Origin of the sequence: Alienimonas sp. DA493 (genome assembly GCF_043951915.1) — a bacterium.
GTDB lineage: Bacteria > Planctomycetota > Planctomycetia > Planctomycetales > Planctomycetaceae > Alienimonas.
Genome location: NZ_JBINJD010000058.1, coordinates 1 through 21,623, shown reverse-complemented (window position 1 = coordinate 21,623; position 21,623 = coordinate 1). Strand labels below are relative to the sequence as shown.

The following is a 21,623-nucleotide window of genomic DNA, read 5'->3' as shown; positions in this document are numbered from 1 at the left end:
CCGATCCGATTTTCCGCTCAAGTTTCGCGGCCCGACGGCCGGGGCCGGGGTGGACGGCGGGCGGAGCGGTGTCCTACCACCCGCGGCGACCGGCTTCCGGAGGCGTTCCACGTCCTGACGGGCCGGCCGGTATTCGTTTCCCCGCCTGTCCGGTTCGCCCGCCATGTTCCGCCCCGCCCGGCCGCGATTCGCCCCGCCGCGGATGGACTCCCGGGCGTCCCGCCGCGCCGTCCTCGGTCGCGCCGTCTCCGGTCACGCCGTCTGCCGCCGCGCCGCGCTCCGTCGGGGCCTGCTGCACCGGTCGGCGTTGTTGGCGCTGGCGGCGTTGGCGGCGGCGATCTGCGGGTGTCATTCGCGCTACTACGGCCCCGCCCCCTACGGCGGCGGCGTGCCGGGGTACTACGGCCAGCCGGGCGGCTACGCCCCGCCGCCCGGCGCGAACCCCTACGGCCAGCCGCAGTTCGCCCCCCAGCCGATCCCCGGCACGCTGCCGCCGGGCGGGACGAATCTCGGCCCCCCCTCCAACGGCGTGCCCGCCCTGCCGGCGCCGGACGACAACTTCGGCTTCCCGGACGGCGACTTCGACGACCTGGACGACGGCCCCACCTACGACGGCGGCTTCGGCGAAACCCCCACCGGCGGCGGCACGGGCGGCGGCTCCGGCTCCGACAGCCCCTACTACGACGGCGACAGCAGCGGCTACGGCCAGCCCCCCACCGGCGGCGGCAGTCCCGTCCCCCCCATTGACGACTACGACACCCTCGGCGTCGACTCCCCCGACCCGAACGGCGTCGATCTGTTCGAACCGCCCCCGCCCGGCACCACCCCGGACGGCTTCCAGGATCCGCTGCCCGAGGACTTCGGCGCCTCCGTCGGCGGCCCGCGGCCCGGCCTCGCGTCCGCCGCCCCGGCCCGGCTCCCGCAGGGCGCCGCCCAACCGCTGATGGGCTCCGCCCCGCTCCACGACCCCGCCGTGCAGCCCGCCGGCGCCGCGCAGCCGGCTCCCGGCCAGCCCGCTCCGGGGCAACCGTCCGCCGGCCAGGCCCCCGGGCCGCGTCGCACCGTGACCGGGGTGGTGAGCTACGACCCGGCCACGAAGGTCTGGACCCTCACCTACAGCCTGACCCCCGAGCCGAGCGACCGCTTCGGCGGGGCCCTGACCCTGATCGACGACGGCCGCCTCGCCGGCCTGGAGAACGAGCAGAACCTGATCGTCTCCGTCGACGGCCGCCTCGACCCCGCCGCCGGCCCGGACGCCCTCGGCAAGCCGCGGTTCCGCGTCGAATCGGCGACCGAAAAAGGCTACTACGAGGGGCCGTAACGCCCCTCCCGGTTTGCCGTCGCCGTGAGGCGGCGCGCCTGCGGCGGCGAACGCTCAGCCGGCGGCGAGGCGTTCCCAGATCGGCCGGTTCTCCCGCATCGCGGCGACGACGTCGCCCGGCACTTTGCCGTCCTCCAACAGCGTCCAACCGGCGAAACCGGAGGCGTTCAGCAGGGCGAACAACCGCTCCCAGGGGTAGCCGTCGGTCCGCAGGTCGTGGATATGGACCGTGCCGATCTTGTCTTTGACCAGGTCGAAGTTGTGCTCCAGGCCCTCCCCGGCGAGGTCGGAGCCGTTGCAGTTCCAACACACCACCGCGTTGGGGTGGTCGGCGATCGCGATCATCCGCTGAACGTTCGGCAGCAGGGCGGAGCCGCCGCGGCCGTGCACCTCCAGCCGGATCTCCACGCCGCGGTCGGCCCCGAACGCCGCCACCTCCCGCAGGGAGCGGCCAATCTGCTCCAGGGTCTTCTCGTGGGGGACGTCCTCCAGCAGCGCGTTGGGCCGCACCTTCACCCCGCCCCCGCCGAGTTGCTCGCAGAGCGTGACGAACGCCTTCGTCTCCTCAATATTCTTTTTGAGGACGGCCGGGTCCGGGGAGTGGTATTCGCAGGCGCTGCCCAGGCCGACGAGTTCCACCGGCGAATCGGCGAAACGGGCGGCGACCTCCCGCCGGCGGGCGGCGTCGATGCCGGGCTCCACGCCGTGTTTGTGGCCGCTGCGCAGCTCCACGCCCTCGAAGCCGGTCGCCTCGCAGTTCTTGAGGAGCGTCGGCAAATCCCACTCGCGGCCCCAATTATACGTCACCAGCCCCAGCCGCATGCCCGACTCGCCGGCCTTCTCGTCGGCAAGTAACCGGGACGAACGGCCGAGAAGCCCGGTCGCCGCGACCGCGGACGCCCCGAGGAAGACGCGACGGTCGAGGTGAGGAACGGAATCGGTCACGGCGGGAGCGCTCGGCGGGGGACGGGACGCGGACGGCTCACCATACAGCGACCGTCTCGCATGCGTCGCGTCCCGGACCCTTGAAGGGTCCGGGACGCTGGCGTGGCCCCCCGCCGCCGATCGGCGCGCCGCCGCGCACTCAGACCCACCATGTGAGAAACTCGTCCCGAACCCGCGCGACGGCCGGCTTCCCCCACCGCCAGCCGATCCAGCCGACCAGCAGCGCCCCGCCGAGGATCGTGTCGCCCGGAAACAGCGGCGGCGGCCCGGTCAGCCACCAGGCGCACACGCCCAACCCCGCCAGCCCGCCCAAAATCGCCCCGGTGACGGCGCCGCTGAGGGACGCCTCGATCCGCGGCCCGTGTTCGCGGCCGAAGCGGGTGTAACGAAACAGCGGCATCGTCGGGCGTTCGTCGCAGGCGGGATCGGCGGCGGGGCGTTGGACCAAGAGGAACGCCCGCCGGCCCGCCGCGGATCACGCCGCGGTCGGGCGGGGTTCGTAGAGGTCGGCCCGGGTGGGGGGCAGTTCGGCGGGGCCCTTGGCGGCGTGCTTGCTGGCGACCACCTGATAAATCCGCAGGCTGCCGTCCCAGAAGGCGAAGCTGACCCCCACTAAATACGCCTCCCACAGCCGGTAGCGTTCCGGGCCGACCATCGCGATCGCCTCCTCTTTGCGGGCGGACAGTCGCTCGGCCCATTTGCGGGTGGTCAGGGCGTAGTGCTCCCGCCAGTCCTCGACGTCGTGCACCTCGAACCGCTTCGCTTCGAGCGTCTGCACCGTGTTGCCGACGTGGTCCAGCTCCGCCCCGGGGAAGATATATTTGGCGATGAGCTTATGCTCCGGCCGCATCTTGCGGAACTTTTTCGCGCTCCCCTTGCTCCCCCGGGTGATGCCGTGGTTCAAAAGAATGCCGCGGTCCCGCAGCAGGCCGTAGAGGGTGCGGAAATAGGTCGGCAAATTGTCGATCCCGACGTGCTCGTACATGCCGATCGAGGAGATCTTGTCGTAGGTGCCGGTCAGCTTGGAGTAGTCTTTGATCTCCAGCGTGATCTGATCTTCCAGGCCGAGTTCCTTCACCTTCTCGGTCGTGTAGGCGTATTGCTCGTCCGACAGCGTCACGCCGTGGACCTGCACGCCGTAATTCTGGGCGGCGTGAATGACCAGCCCGCCCCAGCCGAAGCCGATGTCGAGCATTTTCTCGCCCGGCTTGAGCCGCAATTTGCGGCAGATCATGTCCAGCTTGTCGTGCTGGGCCTGTTCGAGGGAGTTGTTCCAGTCCGTGAAATACCCGCAGGAGTATTGCATCCGCGGGTCGAGGAACAGCTTGTAAAAATCGTTGCCGAGGTCGTAGTGGAAGCGGATGTAGTCCTGGTTGTCCCGCTTGGAGACGTCGCGGCCGGTTTCGTCGCCGCCGCGGTAGTCGTGCTGGACGGGGGTTTCCGTTTTGCTGAACAAAAACGGCAGGGCGGCTTTGAGCAGCGTCCGCTTGGAGACCGTCTTGAGCGTCTTGCGGGTCGGTTTCTTGTCGGGGCCGGACTGGCGGACGTGGTCGCCGAACTCCAGCAGGCTGCCGCCGCGGAACTCGATCTGTCCGGTGGCGTAGAGGCGGACGGCGTTCTCCAGCGTGGGCCGCCGCAGCAGCGCCCCGATCGCCCCCGGGCCGGCGAGGGCCACGCGCAGCTCCGGGTGGGGGTTCTCGCCCAGCGGCTCCCGGCTGCCGTCCCACAGTTCGACGCTGATCGGGACGTTCGCGGTCTCCCGCAGGTGGGCGATCGCCCGGCGGGCCGCGGTGAGTTGTTTGTCGTCGGTGCGGGACACGGCGCAGGCGGGCGAAGAATCAGGGAACGCCCCCGGGTCTATCATCCCGCGGCGGTGGTGGGGAAGCCGTTCCCCCAGGGGCGGCGGCGGCGCTTTATTCGTCGGCGGCGACGATCGCGTCGCAGACCCGCTGGGCGACTTCGCGGCCGGATTGCGGTCGCCGGCCGGCCGCGAGAATCAAAACCGAAATTCGATCCACCGCTTACCGTCCTTCTCACGGGTCTCAGTGACGGCGTGGCCTTTGTAGTAGGTCGCCGCGGTCCCCTGGCCGGAGATGGTGTAGGTGCAGGAGGGCGTCGTGCAGACCCAGAACAGGAGCGAGTTCAGCGGCAACAGGGCGCCCTCGCCGCAGGCCGGACAGGGCGGGTGCGTGACGGCGCCGAGGGGAGCGGTCGTTTCGCCGTCGCTGGCAGCGAGGTGGGTCATCGGAAGGCTTCGGGGCGGGGGAGCGGGGGACGGGGCCGGCCGGAACAACGCGGCCCCGGCCGGCCCGGATCATCCCTCGCCCGGGCCGTCGCCGCGACGCCGCGGCGAACCGGCGGGGCCGGGGGCCGTGTCCTCCCGGCGTCGGACGTTAGAATCTTCGCCCGACCGATCGACGCCCCGCCCCGCCTCCGTTTCGCCCCCGTCTCGCCCCGCATGTCCGCCCCCAATCTGTTCGACAAAGTCTGGGACGCCCACACCGTCCGCACCCTGCCGGGCGGGCAGACCCAACTCCTCATCGGCCTGCACCTCATCCACGAGGTCACCAGCCCGCAGGCCTTCGCGATGCTGCGGGAGCGCGACCTGAAGGTCGCCTACCCGGAGCGGACCGTCGCCACCGTCGACCACATCATCCCCACCGACAGCCAGCTCCGCCCCCTGCGGGACAGCCTGGCCGAGGAGATGATGGAGGCCATCGAGACGAACTGCCGGGACTTCGGCGTGCGGCTGCTCTCCCCGGAGAACGGCGATCAGGGCATCGTCCACGTCGTCGGCCCGGAGCGCGGCCTGACCCAGCCGGGCATGACGATCGTCTGCGGCGACTCGCACACCAGCACCCACGGGGCCTTCGGCACGATCGCCCTGGGCATCGGCACGTCTCAGGTCGCCCACGTGCTGGCCACCGGCACGATGGCGTTGGCCAAGCCGAAGGTGCGCAAGGTCAGCGTCGACGGGGAACTCGGCCCCGGCGTGACGGCGAAGGACGTGGCGCTGGCGATCATCCGCCACCTCGGCGTGCAGGGCGGCGTGGGCTACGCCTACGAGTACGCCGGCGACGTCTTCCGCAACATGACGATGGAGGAGCGGATGACCGTCTGCAACATGTCCATCGAGGGCGGCGCCCGCTGCGGCTACGTCTGCCCGGACGAAACGACCGTCGAATATCTCCGCGGCCGCGACGCCGTCCCGCAGGGCGAGGCCTTCGAGAAGGCCGCCGAGTGGTGGCTGAGCCTCGCCAGCCCGGAGGACGCCCGCTACGACGACGAGGTCCACCTGCTGGCCAGCGAGATCGAGCCGACCGTCACCTGGGGCATCAACCCCGGCCAGAGCATCGGCGTCGGCGGCACCCTGCCCGACCCGGCCGAACTGCCGGAGGAGGAACGCTTCGCCGTGGAAGAGGCGCTGACCTACATGGACCTGGCGCCCGGCCAGAAGCTGGAGGGCACGCCGATCGACGTCGCCTTCATCGGCTCCTGCACGAACGGCCGGCTGAGCGACCTCCGCGAAGCCGCCGCCGTGGTGCAGGCCGCCGGCGGCCGGGTGCCGGAGCGCGTGCGGGCGCTGGTCGTCCCCGGCAGCCAACGGGTCCGGGCCGCCGCCGAGGCGGAGGGGCTGGACAAGATCTTCAGCGAAGCCGGCTTCGACTGGCGGCAGGCCGGCTGTTCGATGTGTCTGGCGATGAACCCGGACAAATTGCAGGGCCGCGAACTCTGCGCCAGCAGCTCGAACCGTAACTTCAAGGGCCGCCAAGGCTCCCCAACCGGCCGCACCCTGCTGATGTCCCCCGCCATGGTCGCCGCCGCCGCCCTCGCCGGCGAGGTGCGCGACGTCCGCAGCGTCGGGGCCGCGGCGATCGCGTGACGAACGGGCCCGCATCGCCCGGGCCGCGTCGCCTTTTCTCTCTCCCCCGCCCGCGCCGTGTGCGGAGCGTCCCGGACGCTTGAAGCGTCCGGGACGCTCGGTTCGCTCGCCCACGGCCGCCCGGTTCTCCCCGGCGACTTTGCCCCGCCAGCCGGTCGGGGATCGCGCCCCCGCTCGCTAAACTCCCCGCCATGAGCCACGACCGCTACGAAAATCCCCTGCTGACCCGCTACGCCTCCGACGCGATGGCGGAACTGTGGAGCGCCCGCACCAAGCACGGCCTGTGGCGGCGGCTGTGGCTGGCCCTGGCGGAGTCGCAGCAAGAACTCGGCCTCGACATCCCCGACGCCGCGCTGGAGCAGATGCGCGGGGCGCTGGACCTGTCCGACAACGACTTCGCCCTCGCCGCCAAGTACGAAAAGGACCTCCGGCACGACGTGATGGCCCACGTGCACGCCTGGGGCGACGTCTGCCCGGCGGCCCGGCCGATCATTCACCTCGGGGCGACGAGCTGCTTCGTCACCGACAACGCCGAACTGATCCAGACCCGCCGGGCCCTCGAACTGCTCCGCACCCGGCTGGTGCGGGTCATCGACGCCCTCGGGTCGTTCTCCGAACAATGGGCCGACGAGCCCTGCCTCGGCTTCACCCACCTCCAGCCGGCCCAGCCCACCACCGTCGGCAAACGGGCGACGCTGTGGTGCCAGGACCTCTGCCTGGACCTGGAGGAGGTCGAACACCGCCTCGCCCGGCTGAAATTCCGCGGGGTGAAGGGGACGACCGGCACGCAGGCGACCTTCCTGCAGCTGTTCGGCGGGGACGGGTCCAAGGTCGACCGGCTGGACGAACTCGTCCGGGCGAAGATGGGCTTCGACGCCAGCTACGCCGTCACCGGGCAGACCTACCCCCGCAAGGTGGACGCGATGGTGCTGGGCACGCTCTCCGGCGTTGGGCAGAGTTGCCACAAGGCCGGCACGGACCTCCGCATCCTTCAGCACCGCAAGGAGTTGGAGGAGCCGCAGGGGGACAAGCAGATCGGCTCCTCCGCGATGGCCTACAAGCGGAACCCGATGCGGGCCGAGCGGATGTGCGGGCTGGCCCGCTTCGCGATGAGCCTCGCCGCCAACGGCGACGACACCGCCGCGACGCAGTGGCTGGAACGCACCCTCGACGACAGCGCCAACCGCCGGCTGAGCCTGCCGCAGAGCTGCCTGGCGATCGACGCCTGCCTGCTGATCTACGCGAACGTCGCCGGCGGGCTGATCGTCTACCCGAAGGTGATCGCGGCGAACCTCGCCTCGGAGCTGCCCTTCATGGCGACCGAGGCCGTGCTGATGGCCGGCGTGGAAGCCGGCGGGGACCGGCAGGACCTGCACGAGCGGGTCCGCGTCCACTCCCGCGACGCCGGCAAGGTGGTGAAGGAACAGGGCGAGGCGAACGACCTGATCGCCCGCCTCCAGGCCGACGACGCCTTCGCCGGCGTGGACCTCACCGCGGCCCTCGACCCGAAGAAGTACATCGGCCGCGCCCCGGAGCAGACCCGCCGGTTCGTGGAGCAGGTCGTCGCCCCGATCCGCGAACGCTACCGCGACGCCCTCACCGGCGACGCGGGCGAGTTGAAGGTGTAACGCTCCAAAGCGCCCCCGATTCGCCGTCGCCGCGAGGCGGCGCGCCGCCTCGTGCGTCCTTCCGCAGCGGATCGCGGCCGATACCAGCCCGAGGCGCGAGCATCGGCCGTCGGCACAGCCGTCGAACGAACTGACGCACCGCCGGAGCTTGCAAGCTTTTTGCCTCAACGATTGGCAGCCCGAGGCGGTTCGATGAGAACAGCCTCACCCGGCCGCGGCTCGCGTCTCGGGCCGCCTTGGCATCGAACGCCATAAGCGACGGACGCATCGCAGCTTACATCGATTGACGCAAAAGGCTCTTGCGTTCCGGACTGGTATGGAAGACCGCGTTCACAGGAACGCGGCGTAGAGGCCGAGCACGCCGAGCACCAGCAGGGCGGAGACCGGCTTGGCCCACTTCCACGGGGTCATGTCGACCGGCGAGGGCGGCAGGGCCGGCTTCTCCGGGACGGGGGCGATCAGCCGCACGGCGACGAGGAACAGGATCATCGCCGTGAACACGCAGGCGGTGAAGTGCCAGTTGTGCATCACCTCGTTGACGGCGGCGTCCCAGCCGGGCACCCAGTACTTCAGCCCGACCGCGGTCGAACCGATCAGGATCGCCGCCGCCCCGGCCCAGTCGGGCAGGCGGCGGGAGTTGAACGCGACCAGCGTGGCGGCGAACAGCGGGATGAAGTACAGCCCCCGCATCTGCTGGAGGAAGTCGAAAATGCCTTGGATCTGATCCAGCAGGGGAGCGCTGACCACCGCGGTGATCGCCACGACCACGCCGAAGATCTGGCCGACGCGGACCTGCTGACCCTCGGTCGCCAACGGATTGATCTGGGCTTTATAGACCCCGAGGCTGAACAGCGTGGAGGTCGCGTTCAACACGCTGTTGAAGGTGCTGAGGATCGCCCCGAACACCACCGCGGCGAAGAAGCCCAGCAGCCAGTCCGGCAGCACCTCGCCGACCAACACGCCGTAGGCCTCGATCCCCTTCGTCACCTTCCCGCCGCCGACCAGGTCGGACCCGTACAGGTGCAGCGCCGCCAGGCCGGGGATCACCATCACGATCGGGGCGAGCAGTTTGAAGAACGCCGCCAGCAGCACGCCCTTCTGCCCGTTGGCGAGGCCGTCCGCGGCGAGGGTCCGCTGAATAATTTGTTGGTTGGTGCACCAGTAAAACAGGTTCACCAGCAGCACGCCGGACAGCAGCGTGGACCACGGGATCGTGGGGTCCCGCAGCGTCCGCCGGCTGAGTTGTTCGTACTTGACCGGCGGGATCTGCAGCCGCAGCCCGTTCACGAACTCCGCCGCGTCGGCCCCCGCGGGGACCTCGATCCCGACCTCCGCCGCCGCGGCCAACGTCCGCGGCGCGACCGTCTCGTAGGTCTCCGGCTTCTCCTCCTTCAGGTAGGAAAGCGTCTGCACCAGTCCGGCGAAGGCGGGCGGGCGGACGCCGTCGCGTTCCCCCTCGGGAACGGCCTCCCACAGTTTTCGCCGCTCCTGCAGTTCGTCGCGGGCGGCTTGGAGCGCGTCGATCGCCCGGTAGTCCTCCTGCAGCGATTTATACATTTCGCTGCGGGTCTCCTTCATGACCAGAAAGGCCTCGACCGGGTTGTCCGCCTCGGGGCTCTGGGTTTCGACGGCGATCAGGCCGAGGGCGGCGATCAACAGCCCGCCGATCAGCAGCCCGATCCCGTTGATGACGTCGGAGAACGCGACCGCCCGCAGCCCGCCGAACACCGCGTAGCAACTTCCGACCACGCCCAGCGAAATCACCAGCGCCCACAGCAACGGCTGCCCGCCGAACCCGAGCAGGTTCTCCAGATCGAGCACCCCGATCAGCGCCGTCGACCCTGTGTACAGCACGACCGGCAGGGTGATGAGGGAGTCCGCCAGGACGAACATCAGCGTGCTGATCGCCCGCGTCTTCGGGCCGAAGCTGCCCTCGAGATACTGCGGCACCGTGGCGACGCCGCGGGCCAGGTACTTCGGCAGGAAGACCAGGGCCATCAGCACCATGCTGACGGCGGCGATCACCTCCCAGGCGAACACGCTGACGCCCTCGTCGAACGCCCCGCCGTTCAACCCGACGAGCTGCTCCGTGGAGAGGTTCGTGAGCAGCAGCGACCCGGCGATCACCCCGCCGGTCAGGCTGCGGCCGGCGAGGAAGTAGCCCTCGCCGGTGCCCAGCTCCTTGCCGCGGGTGAAATAGTACGTCAGCCCGGCGACGAGCCCGGTGAACAACAGAAACGTGCCGACGGTGAGGACGGACATGCGGTGGGCAAACGACGACGGACGCGGCGGGCGGGCCGCAGGAGTGTAACGGCGTCGCCCGATCGGTTCCCGCCCGCCAGGAAGAATCTGGCCCGTCCCGCCGTCGGACCCGACGCCGGGTTCCGGTTCTCCTGAGATCGTCCGTCACTCCGGCCGCGCCCCGGCGTGCGGGCCGGCCCCACGGCCGGCGGGCATCAGTCCGCCTCGGGGGCCGGTTCTGCCAGCAACGCGGTGACGACGGCCTCCAGGTACGCCTTCGGCCGCGGCCCCGCGGCGACCAGCCGCGCGGTCCCGTCGCGGCCGACGAAGACGACGGTCGGCACGTCGCGGAAGCCCGGCACCGCCGCCTGGGCCCGCTTGTGACCGATGCCCACCGGGTAGTTCACGTCCCGCTCCGCCACGAAGCTCTCCACGTCGGCGACGGCCGTCTCGTCGTAGGCCAGCCCGAGGGTTTGCAGCCCCGCCCCGCCGTGCTCGGTCTGCAGGGCGACGAGGTCCGGCACCATCGCCGCGGCGGGCTCGCTGCGGGTGCTCCAGTAGTGCAGCAGCACGACGTCGCCCCGATGGTCCGCCAGCCGCTGCCGTTCGTCGCCCAAGTCGCGGAAGATCAGCGAGAGGTCGAACGGCTGGGCAGCGGCGAGGTCCGCGGCGGCCTGCTCCGCGGGGGAAAGGTTCGACGCCGTCTCCGCCGCCATGCCCCCGGCCGCGCTCGGACCGGCGTCCGGGTCGGCGCCGGTCCAGCGGGCGAGGCGTTGTTGGAAGTCCTCGTCGTTGCGGAGGGAACTGAACGCCGGGTTCGTCGTGACGGCGGCCCAATCGGTCCAGCCGGTGGCGGCGGCGCGTTCGAGGAAGGCGAGAGCTTCCCGCGTGTCGTTCCGCTGCTCCAGTGCCGCAGCGGCGGCGAGGAACGCCGGGGCGAAGGTCGTCCCGTCGTCGGTCGCGGCGGCGTCGGGGAAGGCCGCCGCGATCTGGGCGGCGATCTCCCCGGCGTGCGGCGGCAGGGCGATCGCCGCCGTGCCCCCGGCCCGCTCCGCCTCGGTCGCGAGTCCGCCCAGCGCCCGGGCCACGGCGACGCCGGCGGCCTCCTCCTCGAACTGCCGCTCCCAGTTCTCCTCCACCTCGGCGAGCGCCCCCGCGTCCAGGCCGTCCGCCAACCGCTGGGTCTTCAGCAGGTCGGTCCGCCGCGGCTCCTCGGGAACCGTCGGCCAGTTCGCCAGGGAGGCCGGGTCGACCCGCTCCGCGAGCAGTTCGAGCACCACGCCCTCCAGCGATTCGTACGGGTGCAGGCCGACGAGCTTCTTCCGCACCTTGCCGTCGCGGCCGACGAACACAGTGGTGGGGTAGCCGCTGAAGTTCGGCACCGCCGCCCGGGCCGCGTCCGGGCCGGGGCCGGTCGGGTAGTTCATGTCGTACTCCGCGGCGAACTGGCGGATGTCGCCGACGCTGTCGTCGTAGTTCAGCCCGAGAATCTGCAGCCCGTCCCCGCCGTACGTCTCCTGAAGGCGGACGAACGAGGGAATCTCCGCCCGGCAGGGCGGGCACCAGGTGCCCCAGAAGTCCACGATCACCACCTGCCCCCGGTAGTCCGACAGGCGGTGCGGCCGACCGGAAACGTCCTCGTAGGCGAACTCGAACGGGAACAGGCCGTCGGGGTCGCCCTCCCCGCTCCCGGCGAGGTCCTCCGGACTGAGCAGCGGATCCGGCATCGAACCGCCCCGGGAGGCCGTCGCGGCGGACGAGGCGGCCCGCCACCCGTCCAGACGGGCGGCGAACCCGGGCGTGTCCCGCAGTTCGGCGAGGTCCGGGTCGGTCGCGGCGTGCTCCCAGCCGGGGAAGCCGGCCTCGGCGGCCCGGTCCAGCGAGGCGAACGCGGCGACGACCTCGCCGTCCCGGGCGAGGGCGCAGGCGGCGTTGTAGAAGATCTGCGCCGCAGCGGCGTCCGGCAGGATGTCGGAACCCGCGGCCAGCGTCGCCGCCTCCCCGGAGAGCCGAAAGGCGCCGTAGGCCCGCTCCTCGTCAAAGTCCATCAGTAACCGGGCGGCGGCCTGCAACGTCATGGCCGCCTCGGCCGCGGCGCGGGGGTCGTCCCGCCGGGCCGCCCACCGCTCCGGCAGGTCCTCGAACTGCCCCCGCAGGTTCGCCGGCAGGCCCTCCAGCGTCTGGGCGAGCCGGTCGTTGGAAAACCCGTCCGCGGGGAGCCCGTCGTCAGAGGACCCGTCAGCGGCCTCTCCCGGCGCGTCGCCCCTCCGATCGAGCGACGACCGGGCAGCCGTTCGCCCCGCGGGATCGACCGCTCCGGAGCGCGCCGCTGACGCCGGCGCCGCCGGGACCTCGGACGCCGCGGGGGAGCCGGCGGCCGGGGCCGTCGCCGCGGGGGCGGTCGCAATCGGGACGGTCGTCGGCTCCCCGCACCCGGCGGCGATCAACGTCGCGCCGCCGAGGGCCGCAAACGAAAGCGCCCCCCACGTTCGCGGAACGCGGGGGGCGACACGGATCAGGCGACGGGCCATCGACGCACAGCTCGGCGGGGGACGGTGGGAGGCGCCGCCGGCGGGGACGACCGGGCGGTTATCCGCCGCGGTTCCCGCCGCCACAACTGTCGTCCGCACCGTTCGGCGGCGTGCGGACCGTTCAGTCCTCGCTGTCGTTCTCCGAGGTCGCCTCGTCGGCGGCCTTCTTGTCCCCGGCGTTCTCCGGGGCCTTTTCGGCGAGCAGTTCGGTGACGAGCGCCTCGAGGAACATGTAGTCGTGCAGGCCGACCACCTTGGCCTTCACCTTGCCGTCGCGGCCGACGAACACCGTCGTCGGGAAGCCCCGCAGGTCCGGCACCATCTCCTGGGTCTCCTCCGATCCCAGCCCGGTGGGGTAGTTCAGGTCCATCTCCTCCACGAACGCCTCGACGAGCTGCAGGTTCTCCTCCTCGTCGTCGCCGCGTTCGTAGTTCAGCCCGAGAATCTGCAGCCCGTCTTTGCCGTAGGCCTTTTGCAGCTTGATGAAGGAGGGAATCTCGGCCCGGCAGGGCGGGCACCAGGTGCCCCAGAAGTCCACGATGACGACCTGCCCCTTGTATTCGTCGAGGCTGTGCTCTTGGCCCTCGGTATCGGTGAAGGTGAACTCCAGCGGGAAGGCCTCCCCCTCGGCGAGCGTCTGCCGGGCCTCGGCGAGGGCCGCCTCGCGGACCATCGTTTCCCAGTCGGTCAGCCGTTTGACGAAGCCGGGCCGCTTGCGGAGTTCGTCGAGGTCGGCGTCTTCCTTCAGCAGTTCCAGGTCGTCGAAGCCGTACTCGAAGGCCCGGTCGAGGTCGCCGAAGGCTTCGGCGTACTCTTCGTCCCGGGCGTGGGCGCAGGCGGCGGCGTAGAAGACCATCCCGAAGGAGCTTTTCGCCTGTTCCGTCGCGTTGCCGGACTCGATCGCCCGGTCGGCCAGTTCCGCGGCGAGGGCGAACGCCTCGTAGCCCGCCTCCTCGGGCATCTGCTGGCCGAGGAACGCCAGGGTGCCGGCGAGGTCCGCGGCGTGCGCGTCGACCGGCTCGCCCTTCGGCCACTGGCGGGAAATGAACTGCTCGATCGCCTCCCGCCGCGCGGCCGGTTCGGTCTTGTCCACCAGCGCCTGAATCTGGCGCCGCACGTCCGCGTCCGGGCCGGTCGGGCCGATCATGCCCTCCAGCCGCTCGGCGAGTTCGTCGGCCAGCCGCTCGGTCATGCGGTCGACCAGCTTGTCGGCGAGCGCGTCGGCGATGCGGTCGACGTCGGCGTCGCTGAGGCCGGCGGAGGCGTCCACGGGGGCCGTCGCCGGCAGTTGGGGCTCCGGCGCGTCGCCCTCGTCCTGAGCGGGCAGGACGGCGGGCAGCGCGAGCAAGGCGGACGCCGCGACGGCGGCCGGGAGGCGGGAGAGACGCATGAGGGGGCTTTGCGGGTCGGGCCGGAAAACGCGAACCGCCCGGTTATCCCGGCCCGCCGCCCCCGCGGCAACCGGCCGGCGTGGGGGCGTTCCCGGGCGCCGGACTCCCGGCGAGGCTGACCGATCGCGACGCCGCGCCCCCTCGCCCCCTGTTGGGGGAGAGGGGAGAACGGCGGGGCGTGCTAAATAATTTCCGCGATCGGCTCGGTTTCGCCGACGCCGGTGAGTTTGCGGTCGAGGCCGGCGTGGAAGTACGTCAGGCGGTTCGGGTTGAGCCCTAATTGATGCAGCACGGTGGCGTGCAGCCGTTTGACGTGCATCGGCTGGTCGACGGCCCGGCTGCCGAGTTCGTCGGTCGAACCGACGCTCACGCCGCCTTTAATGCCCCCGCCGGCCATCCACATCGTGAAGCCGAAGGAATTATGGTCGCGGCCGCTGCCCTTGGCGTACTCGGCGGTCGGCTGGCGGCCGAACTCCCCGCCCCAGACGACCAGCGTTTCGTCCAGCAGACCGCGGCGTTTCAGGTCCTTCAGCAACGCGGCGACCGGCTTGTCGGTGCGGCCGGCGTGCTTGTTGTGGTTGTCCTCCAGGTCGCCGTGGGCGTCCCAGTTGTTGTCGTTGTGGTGCCCGCCGGCGTAGAGCTGCACGAACCGCACGCCCCGCTCCACCAGTCGCCGGGCCACCAGGCAGCGACGGCCGAAGTCCTCGGTCTGCTTATTGTCCGTGCCGTAGAGGCGGTGGGTCTCCTCCGTCTCCTGCGAGAGATCGACCGCCTCCGGGGCGGCGGTCTGCATTTTATAAGCCAGTTCGTAGCTGGCGATGCGGGCGTTGAGATCGCTGTTGGGGCCGCGCCCGCCGGTCAGGCCGTCGCCGGCGAGGTGGTCGCGGTTCCGTTCGTTAATCGCGTCGATGACGGCCCGCTGGGCCTCCGGGGAGAGCCGGTCGCTTTTGAGGTTATAGATCGGCTGAGAGCCGGCCGCGGTGCGGAAGGTGGTGCCCTGCAGTTTGCTGGGCATATAGCCGCTGGACCAGTTCTTCGCCCCGCTGATCGGCCCGCCGCTGGGGTCCAGCATCACGACGAAGCCGGGCAGGTTTTCGTTTTCGGTGCCCAAGCCGTAGTTCACCCAGCTGCCCATCGCCGGGGAGCCGGAGAGCAATTGGCCGCTGTTCATCATCAGCATGGCGGAGCCGTGGATCGGGCTCTCCGCGGTCATGCTGTGGAGGAAGGCGATGTCGTCGACGCACTCGCCGACGTGCGGGAACAGGTCGGAGACCATCTTCCCGCACTCGCCGTAGGGCTTGAACTTCCAGCGGGGCTCGACGATGCGGCCCTCGTTCTTTTTGCCGCCGCGGCCGAAGGTTTTGACGGCGACGGTCTGCCCGTCGCGGCCGACCATCTCCGGTTTGTAATCGAAGGTGTCCATGTGGCTCGGCCCGCCGTACATGAACAGGAAGATGACGGACTTGGCCTTGGGCGCGTGGTGCAGCCCGGGGGCGAGGCCCGCGGCGGCTTCGCTGGCCTTCGCGGAGGAGCCGAAGAACCCGTCGCCGGACAGCAGCCCGGTCAGCGCGACCGACCCGAACCCCCCGCCGAGTTGGTGGAGAAATTCGCGACGGGTGCGACCGCAGTAGTTCGGGGCGGCGGGCATAGGATGTTCCTTCGGACGGAATAAACGATTGAATTATGCGGCGACCGCGGCCGGCGCCGCGGCCCGGACGACGGCGTCGCGGACGGCCCGCAGCCACTCGTCGCCGATCCATTCGAGGTCGCCGTAGGGGACGACGACGCTCACGGCCCAACCGGCTTCGGTCAGTTCCGCCTCCATGCCGACCGCGGCGGGGCGGTTGGTGGTGTGGATCACGACCGGGCAGGCCGGCTTGCGGGCGGCGAGGAAGTCGGCCACGTCCCGTCCGGTTCCGGCGTCGAGACTGCGGCGGGGGTGAATTGGGATCGGGTCGAGGTCGTGATCCAGCACGACCAGCGCCGCCCGGTCGAGGTGATCGTGCAGATACCGGGCCGCCTCCGGGGCGGTCGTGAAGAACCGCACCCGGTACCGCGGCAGACGGTCCGCCAGCGCCGCCCGCATCGCCCGGCGGCGGGGGGCGTCGTCCTCGAGGATCACGATTTCGAGCGGGTCGCTCATGACGCCTCCGGAACGGGCGATCCCGCCGACTGCAGGACGTGCGACGCTGTGTCCTCCGCCGGGAACAACTGCGAGAGCAACACGAACGGGGTTCCGAAGAACCAACTGATCGCCATCTGAAACTGGATCAGCGCCGCCGAAGAGCGGGCGCGGATGCGGCGTTCGCCGACCTCCGGGGGAAAGCGGCGTTTGCGGAACCGCGGCGTCGCCCGGTGGACGTCCGCCAGTTCGGCGACCGAATCGAACGGCGCGATTGCACCGTAGGGGATCGGGGCGGCGGTCTCGCGGGCGTTCATTAACCGCGTCGCCGCCTCTCGGTTCACGAAATAAATCGCGACGGACAGCAGATACCCCGGCAGGAACCCCGCGAGCGCGAGCGTGCCCCACCCCTGCTCCGCGACGACGCCCCACACGCACGCCGCCGTGATCGCCACTCCGAGGGCCGCGAGGCACTGCGTCGGCGACCAGATCCGGCGGCGCGTTTCGATCAGGTGGGCGTCCGATTCGAGGATCAGCAGGAGTCGCTGGAAGTAATTCCACTCCTCCCGACTCAACGCCGCGGCGTGGTCGTCGCAGTCGTCGTAGTGGTACCAGAGCCGATCGCAGACGGCCTGCACGGTCGGGTCGTCAGTGGCGTCGCGGATCTCCCAAATCGTCTCGTCGAAGGCGAACGCCCACAGTTCGCCGTCCAGAAAGGCCCGGACGGCCGCGGCGAGACGGTCTCGCGCGGGACGATCGACGGCGGCGGAAAGGACGTGCGGCACGGGCCGTTCGGGGTCAGTCCAGATAGAGGAAGCTGTTCACGTTCAGCGCGACCAGGCACCACAGCTCGAAGGCCTTTTCCTCGCTGAAGTCGAACTCCGTCCGCATGCGGGCGAGGAACTTCTGGCCGTCCTGCACCGCCGCGTCGGTGGCGGGGCGGGAGGTGGTCAGGGCGACGGCCCGGGCGACGCGGTCGGCCTCGGGCGCGTCCGGCAGTTCGGTTTGAATGCGCTCCGCCAGGGCGATTGCGCGTTCGTTGGTGAAGTCGCCGTTCAGCAGCGCCAGGGCTTGGGCCGGCTGCACGGTGTTGAAGCGGGCCTCGCAGGCGGCGTCGGTCTCCGGGAAGTCGAAGTCGGCCAGGGCCGGGTCGATCAGGCTGCGTTTGATGTAGGCGTAGATCGCCCGGCGGGCGCGCTGCTCCTCCGGGCTGTTCCCCCAGCCGTCGCCGGGCTTGGACTGGCCGGCGAGCACTTCCTGGCTCAGCTTCGGGTAGAAGCTGGGCCCGTACATCTCGAGGTTCAATTCACCGGTGACGGCCAGCGAGGCGTCCCGCAGCTCCTCGGCGGTCAGGCGGCGGGGGTCGAACCGCCAGAACAGGTCGTTGAGCGGGTCCTCCGCGGCGGCGACCGCGTTCGGGCCGCTGGAGCGCCGGTAGGCGGCGCTGGTGACGATCAGTTTGTGCAGCCGTTTCAGGCTCCAGCCCTCCGCGACGAAGCGGTCCGCCAGCCAGTCGAGCAGGTCCGGGTGCGTCGGCGGGGTGCCAAGTTTGCCGAAATTGTTGGACGACCGCACCAGCCCCCGGCCGAAGTGGTGCTGCCAGACGCGGTTGACCGCCACCCGGGCCGTCAGGCGGTTCTCCGGCGAGGTCGCCCACCGGGCGAAAGCCAACCGGCGGCCGGCGGAGCCGTCGGCGGTGGGCGCCGGGGCGAACTGCTCGTCGTCGCCGAACAGCTCCGGCACGCCGGGCTCCAGCGGGTCGCCAGTCGCCCCGTGGGCGCTGCCGCGGGCCAGCACGAAGGTGTCGGGGATCTCGCCGGGGGCGTAGGTCTTCGCGACGGCCAAGGTGGTCTCCCGCGGCGGCAGGGCCTCGCGGCGGGCCCGCAGGCCCTTCAGGTGCTCCACCGTTTCGCGATAGTCCGCCATCTCCTGTTCGGAGAGGTGCTTGTGCAGTTCCCGGCGGAGGACGCGGCGGCGGGCGCCTTCGTCGCCCTCGGTCGCCCGCTGGTCCGGGCCGGACATCTGGGCGATGCCCTTCTGTTCGATCTCCCGCTTCTTGGATTCCCAGCGGGCCTGCTCCACGTCCAGGGCGCGGTGGGCCTCGGCGACCTCCGGCGGGGTGACGTCCGCCTGATTGTTCCCGCTGTTGCGGCCGCGATTGTCGAAGGGGGTGACGTCCCGGAAGACCGCCACCATCTTGTAGTAGTCCGCCTGCGGGATCGGGTCGAGCTTATGATCGTGGCAGCGGGCGCAGCCCACCGTCAGGCCCAGCACGCCCTCGGCGACGGTGCGGACGGTGTCGTCCAGTTCGTCGTAAACGGCCTGCTCCGGGTCGGCCGGTTCGTCGTCCCAGATGCCCAGGCGGTAAAAGGCGGTGGCGGTCAGGTTCTCCGCCCGCTGCTCCGGCGACTCCGCCGGCAGTTCGTCGCCGGCGAGCTGTTCCAGGATGAAGCGGTCGTACGGCTTGTCTTCGTTGAAGCTGCGGATGACGTAATCGCGGTACTTCCAGGCGTTCGGCTTCTCGCCGTCGCGTTCGAAGCTGTTGGTCTCCGCGTAGCGGACGAGGTCCAGCCAGTGCCGGCCCCACTTCTCGCCGTAGCGGGGCGAGGCGAGCAGCCGATCGACCGTCCGTTCGTACCGGCGGGGGTCGTCGTCGTTGACGAAGGCGGCGGTCTCCTCCGGGGTGGGCGGCAGGCCCGTCAGGTCGAAAGTGAGCCGGCGGAGCAGCGTCGCCGGGTCGGCGGGCGGGTTCGGCTCCAGCCCGGCGGCCTCCAGCCGGGCCTGCACGAACTGATCGATCGGGTTGCGGACGAACGCCGGGCCGGTCGCTTCCACGGCCGGCGGGTCGACGGGTTCGGGCTTCTCGAAGGCCCAGTGCTCCTCCCAGTTCGCCCCGCCGTCGATCCAGTTCCGCAGGATCTCCACCTCGTCTTCCGTCAGCGGTTCGCCCTCGGGGGGCATGCGGTCCCATTCGCTGTCGGAGGTGATCCGGGCCAGCAGCGGGCTGTGGGCGGCGTCGCCGGGCAGGATCGCCGGCTCCCCGCTGTCGGTGACGGCGAGGGCGGTCTCGCGGGAGCCGAGCATCAGCCCGCCCTCGGCGTCGTCCGGGCCGTGACAGGCCAGGCAGCGCCGGGCTAGCAGCGGTTGGACGTCCCGGGCGAAGTTCGACTCGGCGACGGGCGGCTCGGCCCGTTCCTCGTGCGCCGCACGGATCGACCCCGCGGACCCCGCCAGGAGCAGACAGACGGACAGCGTGACGAATCGGCTCATAGCCATACTATGGCCGACCGCTCGCCCGATTTCAATACGTTCTCCTGACAACAGGACTCACAGCCCACGCGACAAGAGTCGACCGGGAGCCGCGAGGCCCCGCCGCAGCGCCCGCGGAGGCTGACGGGCATTCTCAGCCCGCGAGACGCCTCGCGAGCGCGGAGAGCGAGTTGACCCGCTCGCCGGGGGCGTCCGCGGGCAGGGCGTCGCCGTGAACCAGCAGGGTCCCGCCGGTGGCCTCGCAGGCGCGGGCGGCCTCGGCGAGGGCCTCGGCGACGGCCGCCGCGTCCGCCCGCCCGGCCCCGCCGGCGGAGACCCACAGCAGGTCCGGCCGCACGCGGTCGGCGGTTCCGCCCAGCACCTCGGCGGGCACGCTGGGGCCGAGGTTCGTCACGTCGTAGCCGGCCGCCGCCGCGACCGTGGCGGCGAGGTGCACCGGCAGGCTGTCCACCTCGTAGCCCACGTCCGCCAGCGCCATCGTGGGGGCGTCGGCGGGGAGCGTCGCCGTATCGGCGCCGTCGCGGATCAGGTCCCGCAGCCGGCCCGCCGCGGCGATGCTGTTGGCCAGCGCCCGATGCAGCACGACGCACTCCCGGCTGGGGTGATCGCAACGCGACCGCAGCGCCGCGTATCGCCCGCGGATCGGCTCCTCCAGCACGACCGAAAGCTCCGCCCCGGCGACGAACAGCGCCACGGCCAGCCCGGTGGTAACCGCGTCCTCGCCGGCCTCCAGCGCCTGGGCGTAGCGGTGCAGGACCGCGGTGCGGTCGCACAGATCGACCCCGGCGGCGCCCTCCAGCGCCGGCACCGCGGCGGACAGCGCCGCCGGGTCAAGCTGGCCGCAGCCGCGGGACCGCACCCAGCGGAGCGCGTCGCCCAGCCGGATCCGCCGGTGCCCGCCGGCGGTGCGTTCGGCCTTCAGGGAGCCGTCGTCCACCAGCCGCTTGATCGTGGATTCGCTCACCCCCGCGGCCAACGCGACCTGTTTCGGCGAGAGCATCGCGCGAGCTCCGCCGAGCGGTTTGGGCGGCGGGGCGGACGGGACGGGCATTCAGCACAAATCGACGATGAAGTGCGGGGCGGGAATCCCACTGTAGACCGTTGTTCACATTCGACCGACCCCCGGAACGCAAAACGCCGAGGCCCGGCGGGGCCTCGGCGCTGCGGAGCGGGCGACGGCGCTCAGTCCCAGGAGAGGGCGGAGCCGGTCTGGTACTCGGTGACGCGGGTCTCGAAGAAGTTCTTCTCCTTCGCCAGGTCGATCGTCTCGGACATCCACGGGAACGGGTTGCTGGCCCCGAACTCCGCGGTCAGGCCGATGCGTTCCAGTCGGCGGTCGGCGACGTGACGGACGTAGTCGCGGAACAGGTCGGCGTTCAGGCCCATCACGCCCTTGGGCAGGCAGTCCTGGGCGTAGGCGATCTCCAACTCGACCGCGTGCAGGATCCGCTGCCGGGTTTCCTGCTGGAACTTCGGCGTCCACAGCTCCGGGTTCTCGGCCTTGATGCCGTTGATCAGGTCGATGCCGAAGTTCAGGTGGGTCGTTTCGTCCCGGAGGATGTACTGGAACTGCTCCCCGATGCCGGTCATCAGGTTCCGGCGGTGGAACGACAGCATCATCACGAAGCCGCTGTAGAAGAAGATCCCCTCCATGATCAGGTAGTACCCGATCAGGTTCTTCAGGAAGGCCTGGGCGCCGTCGAAGCTCTCCGTGGTGAAGTTGGGATCGAGAATCTCCTTGGTGAGCTCCATTTCGAGCTCGTCCTTGGCCGCGATCGCGGGGATCTCGCGGTACATGTTGAACAGTTCGCCCTCGTCCAGGCCGAGGCTGTCCACCACGTAGAGGAACGTGTGGGTGTGGATCGCCTCCTCGAAGGCCTGCCGGAGCAGGTACTGGCGGCACTCCGCGTTGGTGACGTGCTTGAAGATCGCCAGCACGAGGTTGTTGCCGACGAGGCTCTCGGCGGTGGCGAAGAAGCCGAGGTTCCGCAGGATGACCAGCCGTTCGTCGTCGCTCAGCTTGTTGCTGCGCCAGGTCTCGATGTCCTTGGTCATCGGGACCTCGGTGGGCATCCAGTGGTTGGCGCACCCGTTGAGGTAGTGCTCCCACGCCCACTTGTACTTCAGGGGCATGAGCTGGTTGACGTCCACCGCCCCGCAGTTGATCAGCCGCTTGGCGTCGGCGTCGAACCGGCCGGTGTTCTCGGTCGTCAATCCCTCTTTGTTGGCCTGGGCCGCCCGGCCGGGGGCCGCCGCCGGGGCGGGGTCGTCGAACGACAGCGAGCCGCCGG

At 70.8% G+C, this 21,623-nt stretch carries 16 protein-coding genes; 3 read left to right on the top strand and 13 right to left on the bottom strand.

Features of this window, described 5'->3' with window-relative positions; genetic code table 11:
* Positions 1-163: 163 nt before the first annotated feature.
* On the top strand, positions 164-1,321 hold the full coding sequence (locus ACG2DA_RS10835; RefSeq protein WP_395255635.1) for a hypothetical protein: 1,158 nt from the start codon (positions 164-166) through the stop codon (positions 1,319-1,321).
* A 54-nt stretch (positions 1,322-1,375) separates the two neighbouring features.
* Here the strand turns inward: ACG2DA_RS10835 and ACG2DA_RS10830 are convergent, their stop codons facing one another.
* The 4 genes from ACG2DA_RS10830 to ACG2DA_RS10815 form a co-directional block, all read right to left on the bottom strand.
* Entirely contained in the window at positions 1,376-2,266 is an 891-nt protein-coding gene (locus tag ACG2DA_RS10830; protein ID WP_395255634.1) for a sugar phosphate isomerase/epimerase family protein, read from the bottom strand.
* 139 nt (positions 2,267-2,405) lie between these two features.
* Complete coding sequence (locus ACG2DA_RS10825) at positions 2,406-2,666, bottom strand: hypothetical protein (protein WP_395255633.1); 261 nt, start codon at positions 2,664-2,666, stop codon at positions 2,406-2,408.
* 75 nt (positions 2,667-2,741) lie between these two features.
* Entirely contained in the window at positions 2,742-4,085 is a 1,344-nt protein-coding gene (locus tag ACG2DA_RS10820) for a class I SAM-dependent methyltransferase (protein WP_395255632.1), read from the bottom strand.
* 177 nt (positions 4,086-4,262) lie between these two features.
* Positions 4,263-4,511 carry a hypothetical protein gene (locus tag ACG2DA_RS10815; RefSeq protein ID WP_395255631.1) on the bottom strand — a complete coding sequence of 83 codons (249 nt, stop codon included), beginning with the start codon at positions 4,509-4,511 and terminating at the stop codon, positions 4,263-4,265.
* Between the two features lie 213 nt (positions 4,512-4,724).
* Between ACG2DA_RS10815 and leuC the strand changes: the two genes are divergently transcribed.
* Positions 4,725-6,149 (top strand): 3-isopropylmalate dehydratase large subunit, encoded by a 1,425-nt coding sequence (gene leuC / locus ACG2DA_RS10810; RefSeq protein WP_395255630.1) that lies wholly within the window; start codon positions 4,725-4,727, stop codon positions 6,147-6,149.
* A gap of 191 nt (positions 6,150-6,340) precedes the next feature.
* The gene (gene purB, locus ACG2DA_RS10805) at positions 6,341-7,777 is read left to right on the top strand and encodes an adenylosuccinate lyase (protein ID WP_395255629.1); all 1,437 of its coding nucleotides are present in this window, start codon (positions 6,341-6,343) and stop codon (positions 7,775-7,777) included.
* 330 nt (positions 7,778-8,107) lie between these two features.
* Here purB and ACG2DA_RS10800 read toward each other — a convergent pair whose 3' ends face one another.
* From ACG2DA_RS10800 to ACG2DA_RS10760, 9 genes are all read right to left on the bottom strand, one after another.
* The gene (locus ACG2DA_RS10800) at positions 8,108-10,039 is read right to left on the bottom strand and encodes a hypothetical protein (protein ID WP_395255628.1); all 1,932 of its coding nucleotides are present in this window, start codon (positions 10,037-10,039) and stop codon (positions 8,108-8,110) included.
* Positions 10,040-10,233: 194 nt separating this feature from the next.
* The gene (locus ACG2DA_RS10795; RefSeq protein ID WP_395255627.1) at positions 10,234-12,549 is read right to left on the bottom strand and encodes a TlpA family protein disulfide reductase; all 2,316 of its coding nucleotides are present in this window, start codon (positions 12,547-12,549) and stop codon (positions 10,234-10,236) included.
* A gap of 121 nt (positions 12,550-12,670) precedes the next feature.
* Positions 12,671-13,939: a TlpA family protein disulfide reductase gene (locus ACG2DA_RS10790; protein ID WP_395255626.1), complete on the bottom strand. Its 1,269-nt coding sequence runs from the start codon at positions 13,937-13,939 to the stop codon at positions 12,671-12,673.
* A gap of 182 nt (positions 13,940-14,121) precedes the next feature.
* Positions 14,122-15,588, bottom strand: coding sequence for a DUF1501 domain-containing protein (locus ACG2DA_RS10785; RefSeq protein WP_395255625.1), 1,467 nt, complete (start codon positions 15,586-15,588; stop codon positions 14,122-14,124).
* Positions 15,589-15,621: 33 nt separating this feature from the next.
* Complete coding sequence (locus ACG2DA_RS10780; RefSeq protein WP_395255624.1) at positions 15,622-16,083, bottom strand: cyclic-phosphate processing receiver domain-containing protein; 462 nt, start codon at positions 16,081-16,083, stop codon at positions 15,622-15,624.
* The gene (locus ACG2DA_RS10775) at positions 16,080-16,847 is read right to left on the bottom strand and encodes a hypothetical protein (protein WP_395255623.1); all 768 of its coding nucleotides are present in this window, start codon (positions 16,845-16,847) and stop codon (positions 16,080-16,082) included. Before ACG2DA_RS10775 ends, ACG2DA_RS10780 begins: the two co-directional genes overlap by 4 nt.
* A gap of 13 nt (positions 16,848-16,860) precedes the next feature.
* Positions 16,861-19,332: a PSD1 and planctomycete cytochrome C domain-containing protein gene (locus ACG2DA_RS10770; protein WP_395255622.1), complete on the bottom strand. Its 2,472-nt coding sequence runs from the start codon at positions 19,330-19,332 to the stop codon at positions 16,861-16,863.
* Positions 19,333-19,465: 133 nt separating this feature from the next.
* On the bottom strand, positions 19,466-20,383 hold the full coding sequence (locus tag ACG2DA_RS10765) for an excisionase family DNA-binding protein (RefSeq protein WP_395255620.1): 918 nt from the start codon (positions 20,381-20,383) through the stop codon (positions 19,466-19,468).
* A 131-nt stretch (positions 20,384-20,514) separates the two neighbouring features.
* Positions 20,515-21,546, bottom strand: a complete 1,032-nt coding sequence (locus tag ACG2DA_RS10760; protein ID WP_395255643.1) for a ribonucleotide-diphosphate reductase subunit beta — start codon at positions 21,544-21,546, stop codon at positions 20,515-20,517.
* Between the last annotated feature and the right edge of the window lie 77 nt (positions 21,547-21,623).

Excerpts from the sequence above, each read along its gene's own strand:
- ACG2DA_RS10835 (WP_395255635.1), top strand. The coding sequence starts at position 164 with ATGTTCCGCCCCGCCCGGCCGCGATTCGCCCCGCCGCGGATGGACTCC.
- ACG2DA_RS10825 (WP_395255633.1), bottom strand. The coding sequence starts at position 2,666 with ATGCCGCTGTTTCGTTACACCCGCTTCGGCCGCGAACACGGGCCGCGG.
- ACG2DA_RS10815 (WP_395255631.1), bottom strand. The coding sequence starts at position 4,511 with ATGACCCACCTCGCTGCCAGCGACGGCGAAACGACCGCTCCCCTCGGC.
- leuC (WP_395255630.1), top strand. The coding sequence starts at position 4,725 with ATGTCCGCCCCCAATCTGTTCGACAAAGTCTGGGACGCCCACACCGTC.
- purB (WP_395255629.1), top strand. The coding sequence starts at position 6,341 with ATGAGCCACGACCGCTACGAAAATCCCCTGCTGACCCGCTACGCCTCC.
- ACG2DA_RS10800 (WP_395255628.1), bottom strand. The coding sequence starts at position 10,039 with ATGTCCGTCCTCACCGTCGGCACGTTTCTGTTGTTCACCGGGCTCGTC.
- ACG2DA_RS10795 (WP_395255627.1), bottom strand. The coding sequence starts at position 12,549 with ATGGCCCGTCGCCTGATCCGTGTCGCCCCCCGCGTTCCGCGAACGTGG.
- ACG2DA_RS10790 (WP_395255626.1), bottom strand. The coding sequence starts at position 13,939 with ATGCGTCTCTCCCGCCTCCCGGCCGCCGTCGCGGCGTCCGCCTTGCTC.
- ACG2DA_RS10785 (WP_395255625.1), bottom strand. The coding sequence starts at position 15,588 with ATGCCCGCCGCCCCGAACTACTGCGGTCGCACCCGTCGCGAATTTCTC.
- ACG2DA_RS10780 (WP_395255624.1), bottom strand. The coding sequence starts at position 16,083 with ATGAGCGACCCGCTCGAAATCGTGATCCTCGAGGACGACGCCCCCCGC.
- ACG2DA_RS10770 (WP_395255622.1), bottom strand. The coding sequence starts at position 19,332 with ATGAGCCGATTCGTCACGCTGTCCGTCTGTCTGCTCCTGGCGGGGTCC.
- ACG2DA_RS10765 (WP_395255620.1), bottom strand. The coding sequence starts at position 20,383 with ATGCCCGTCCCGTCCGCCCCGCCGCCCAAACCGCTCGGCGGAGCTCGC.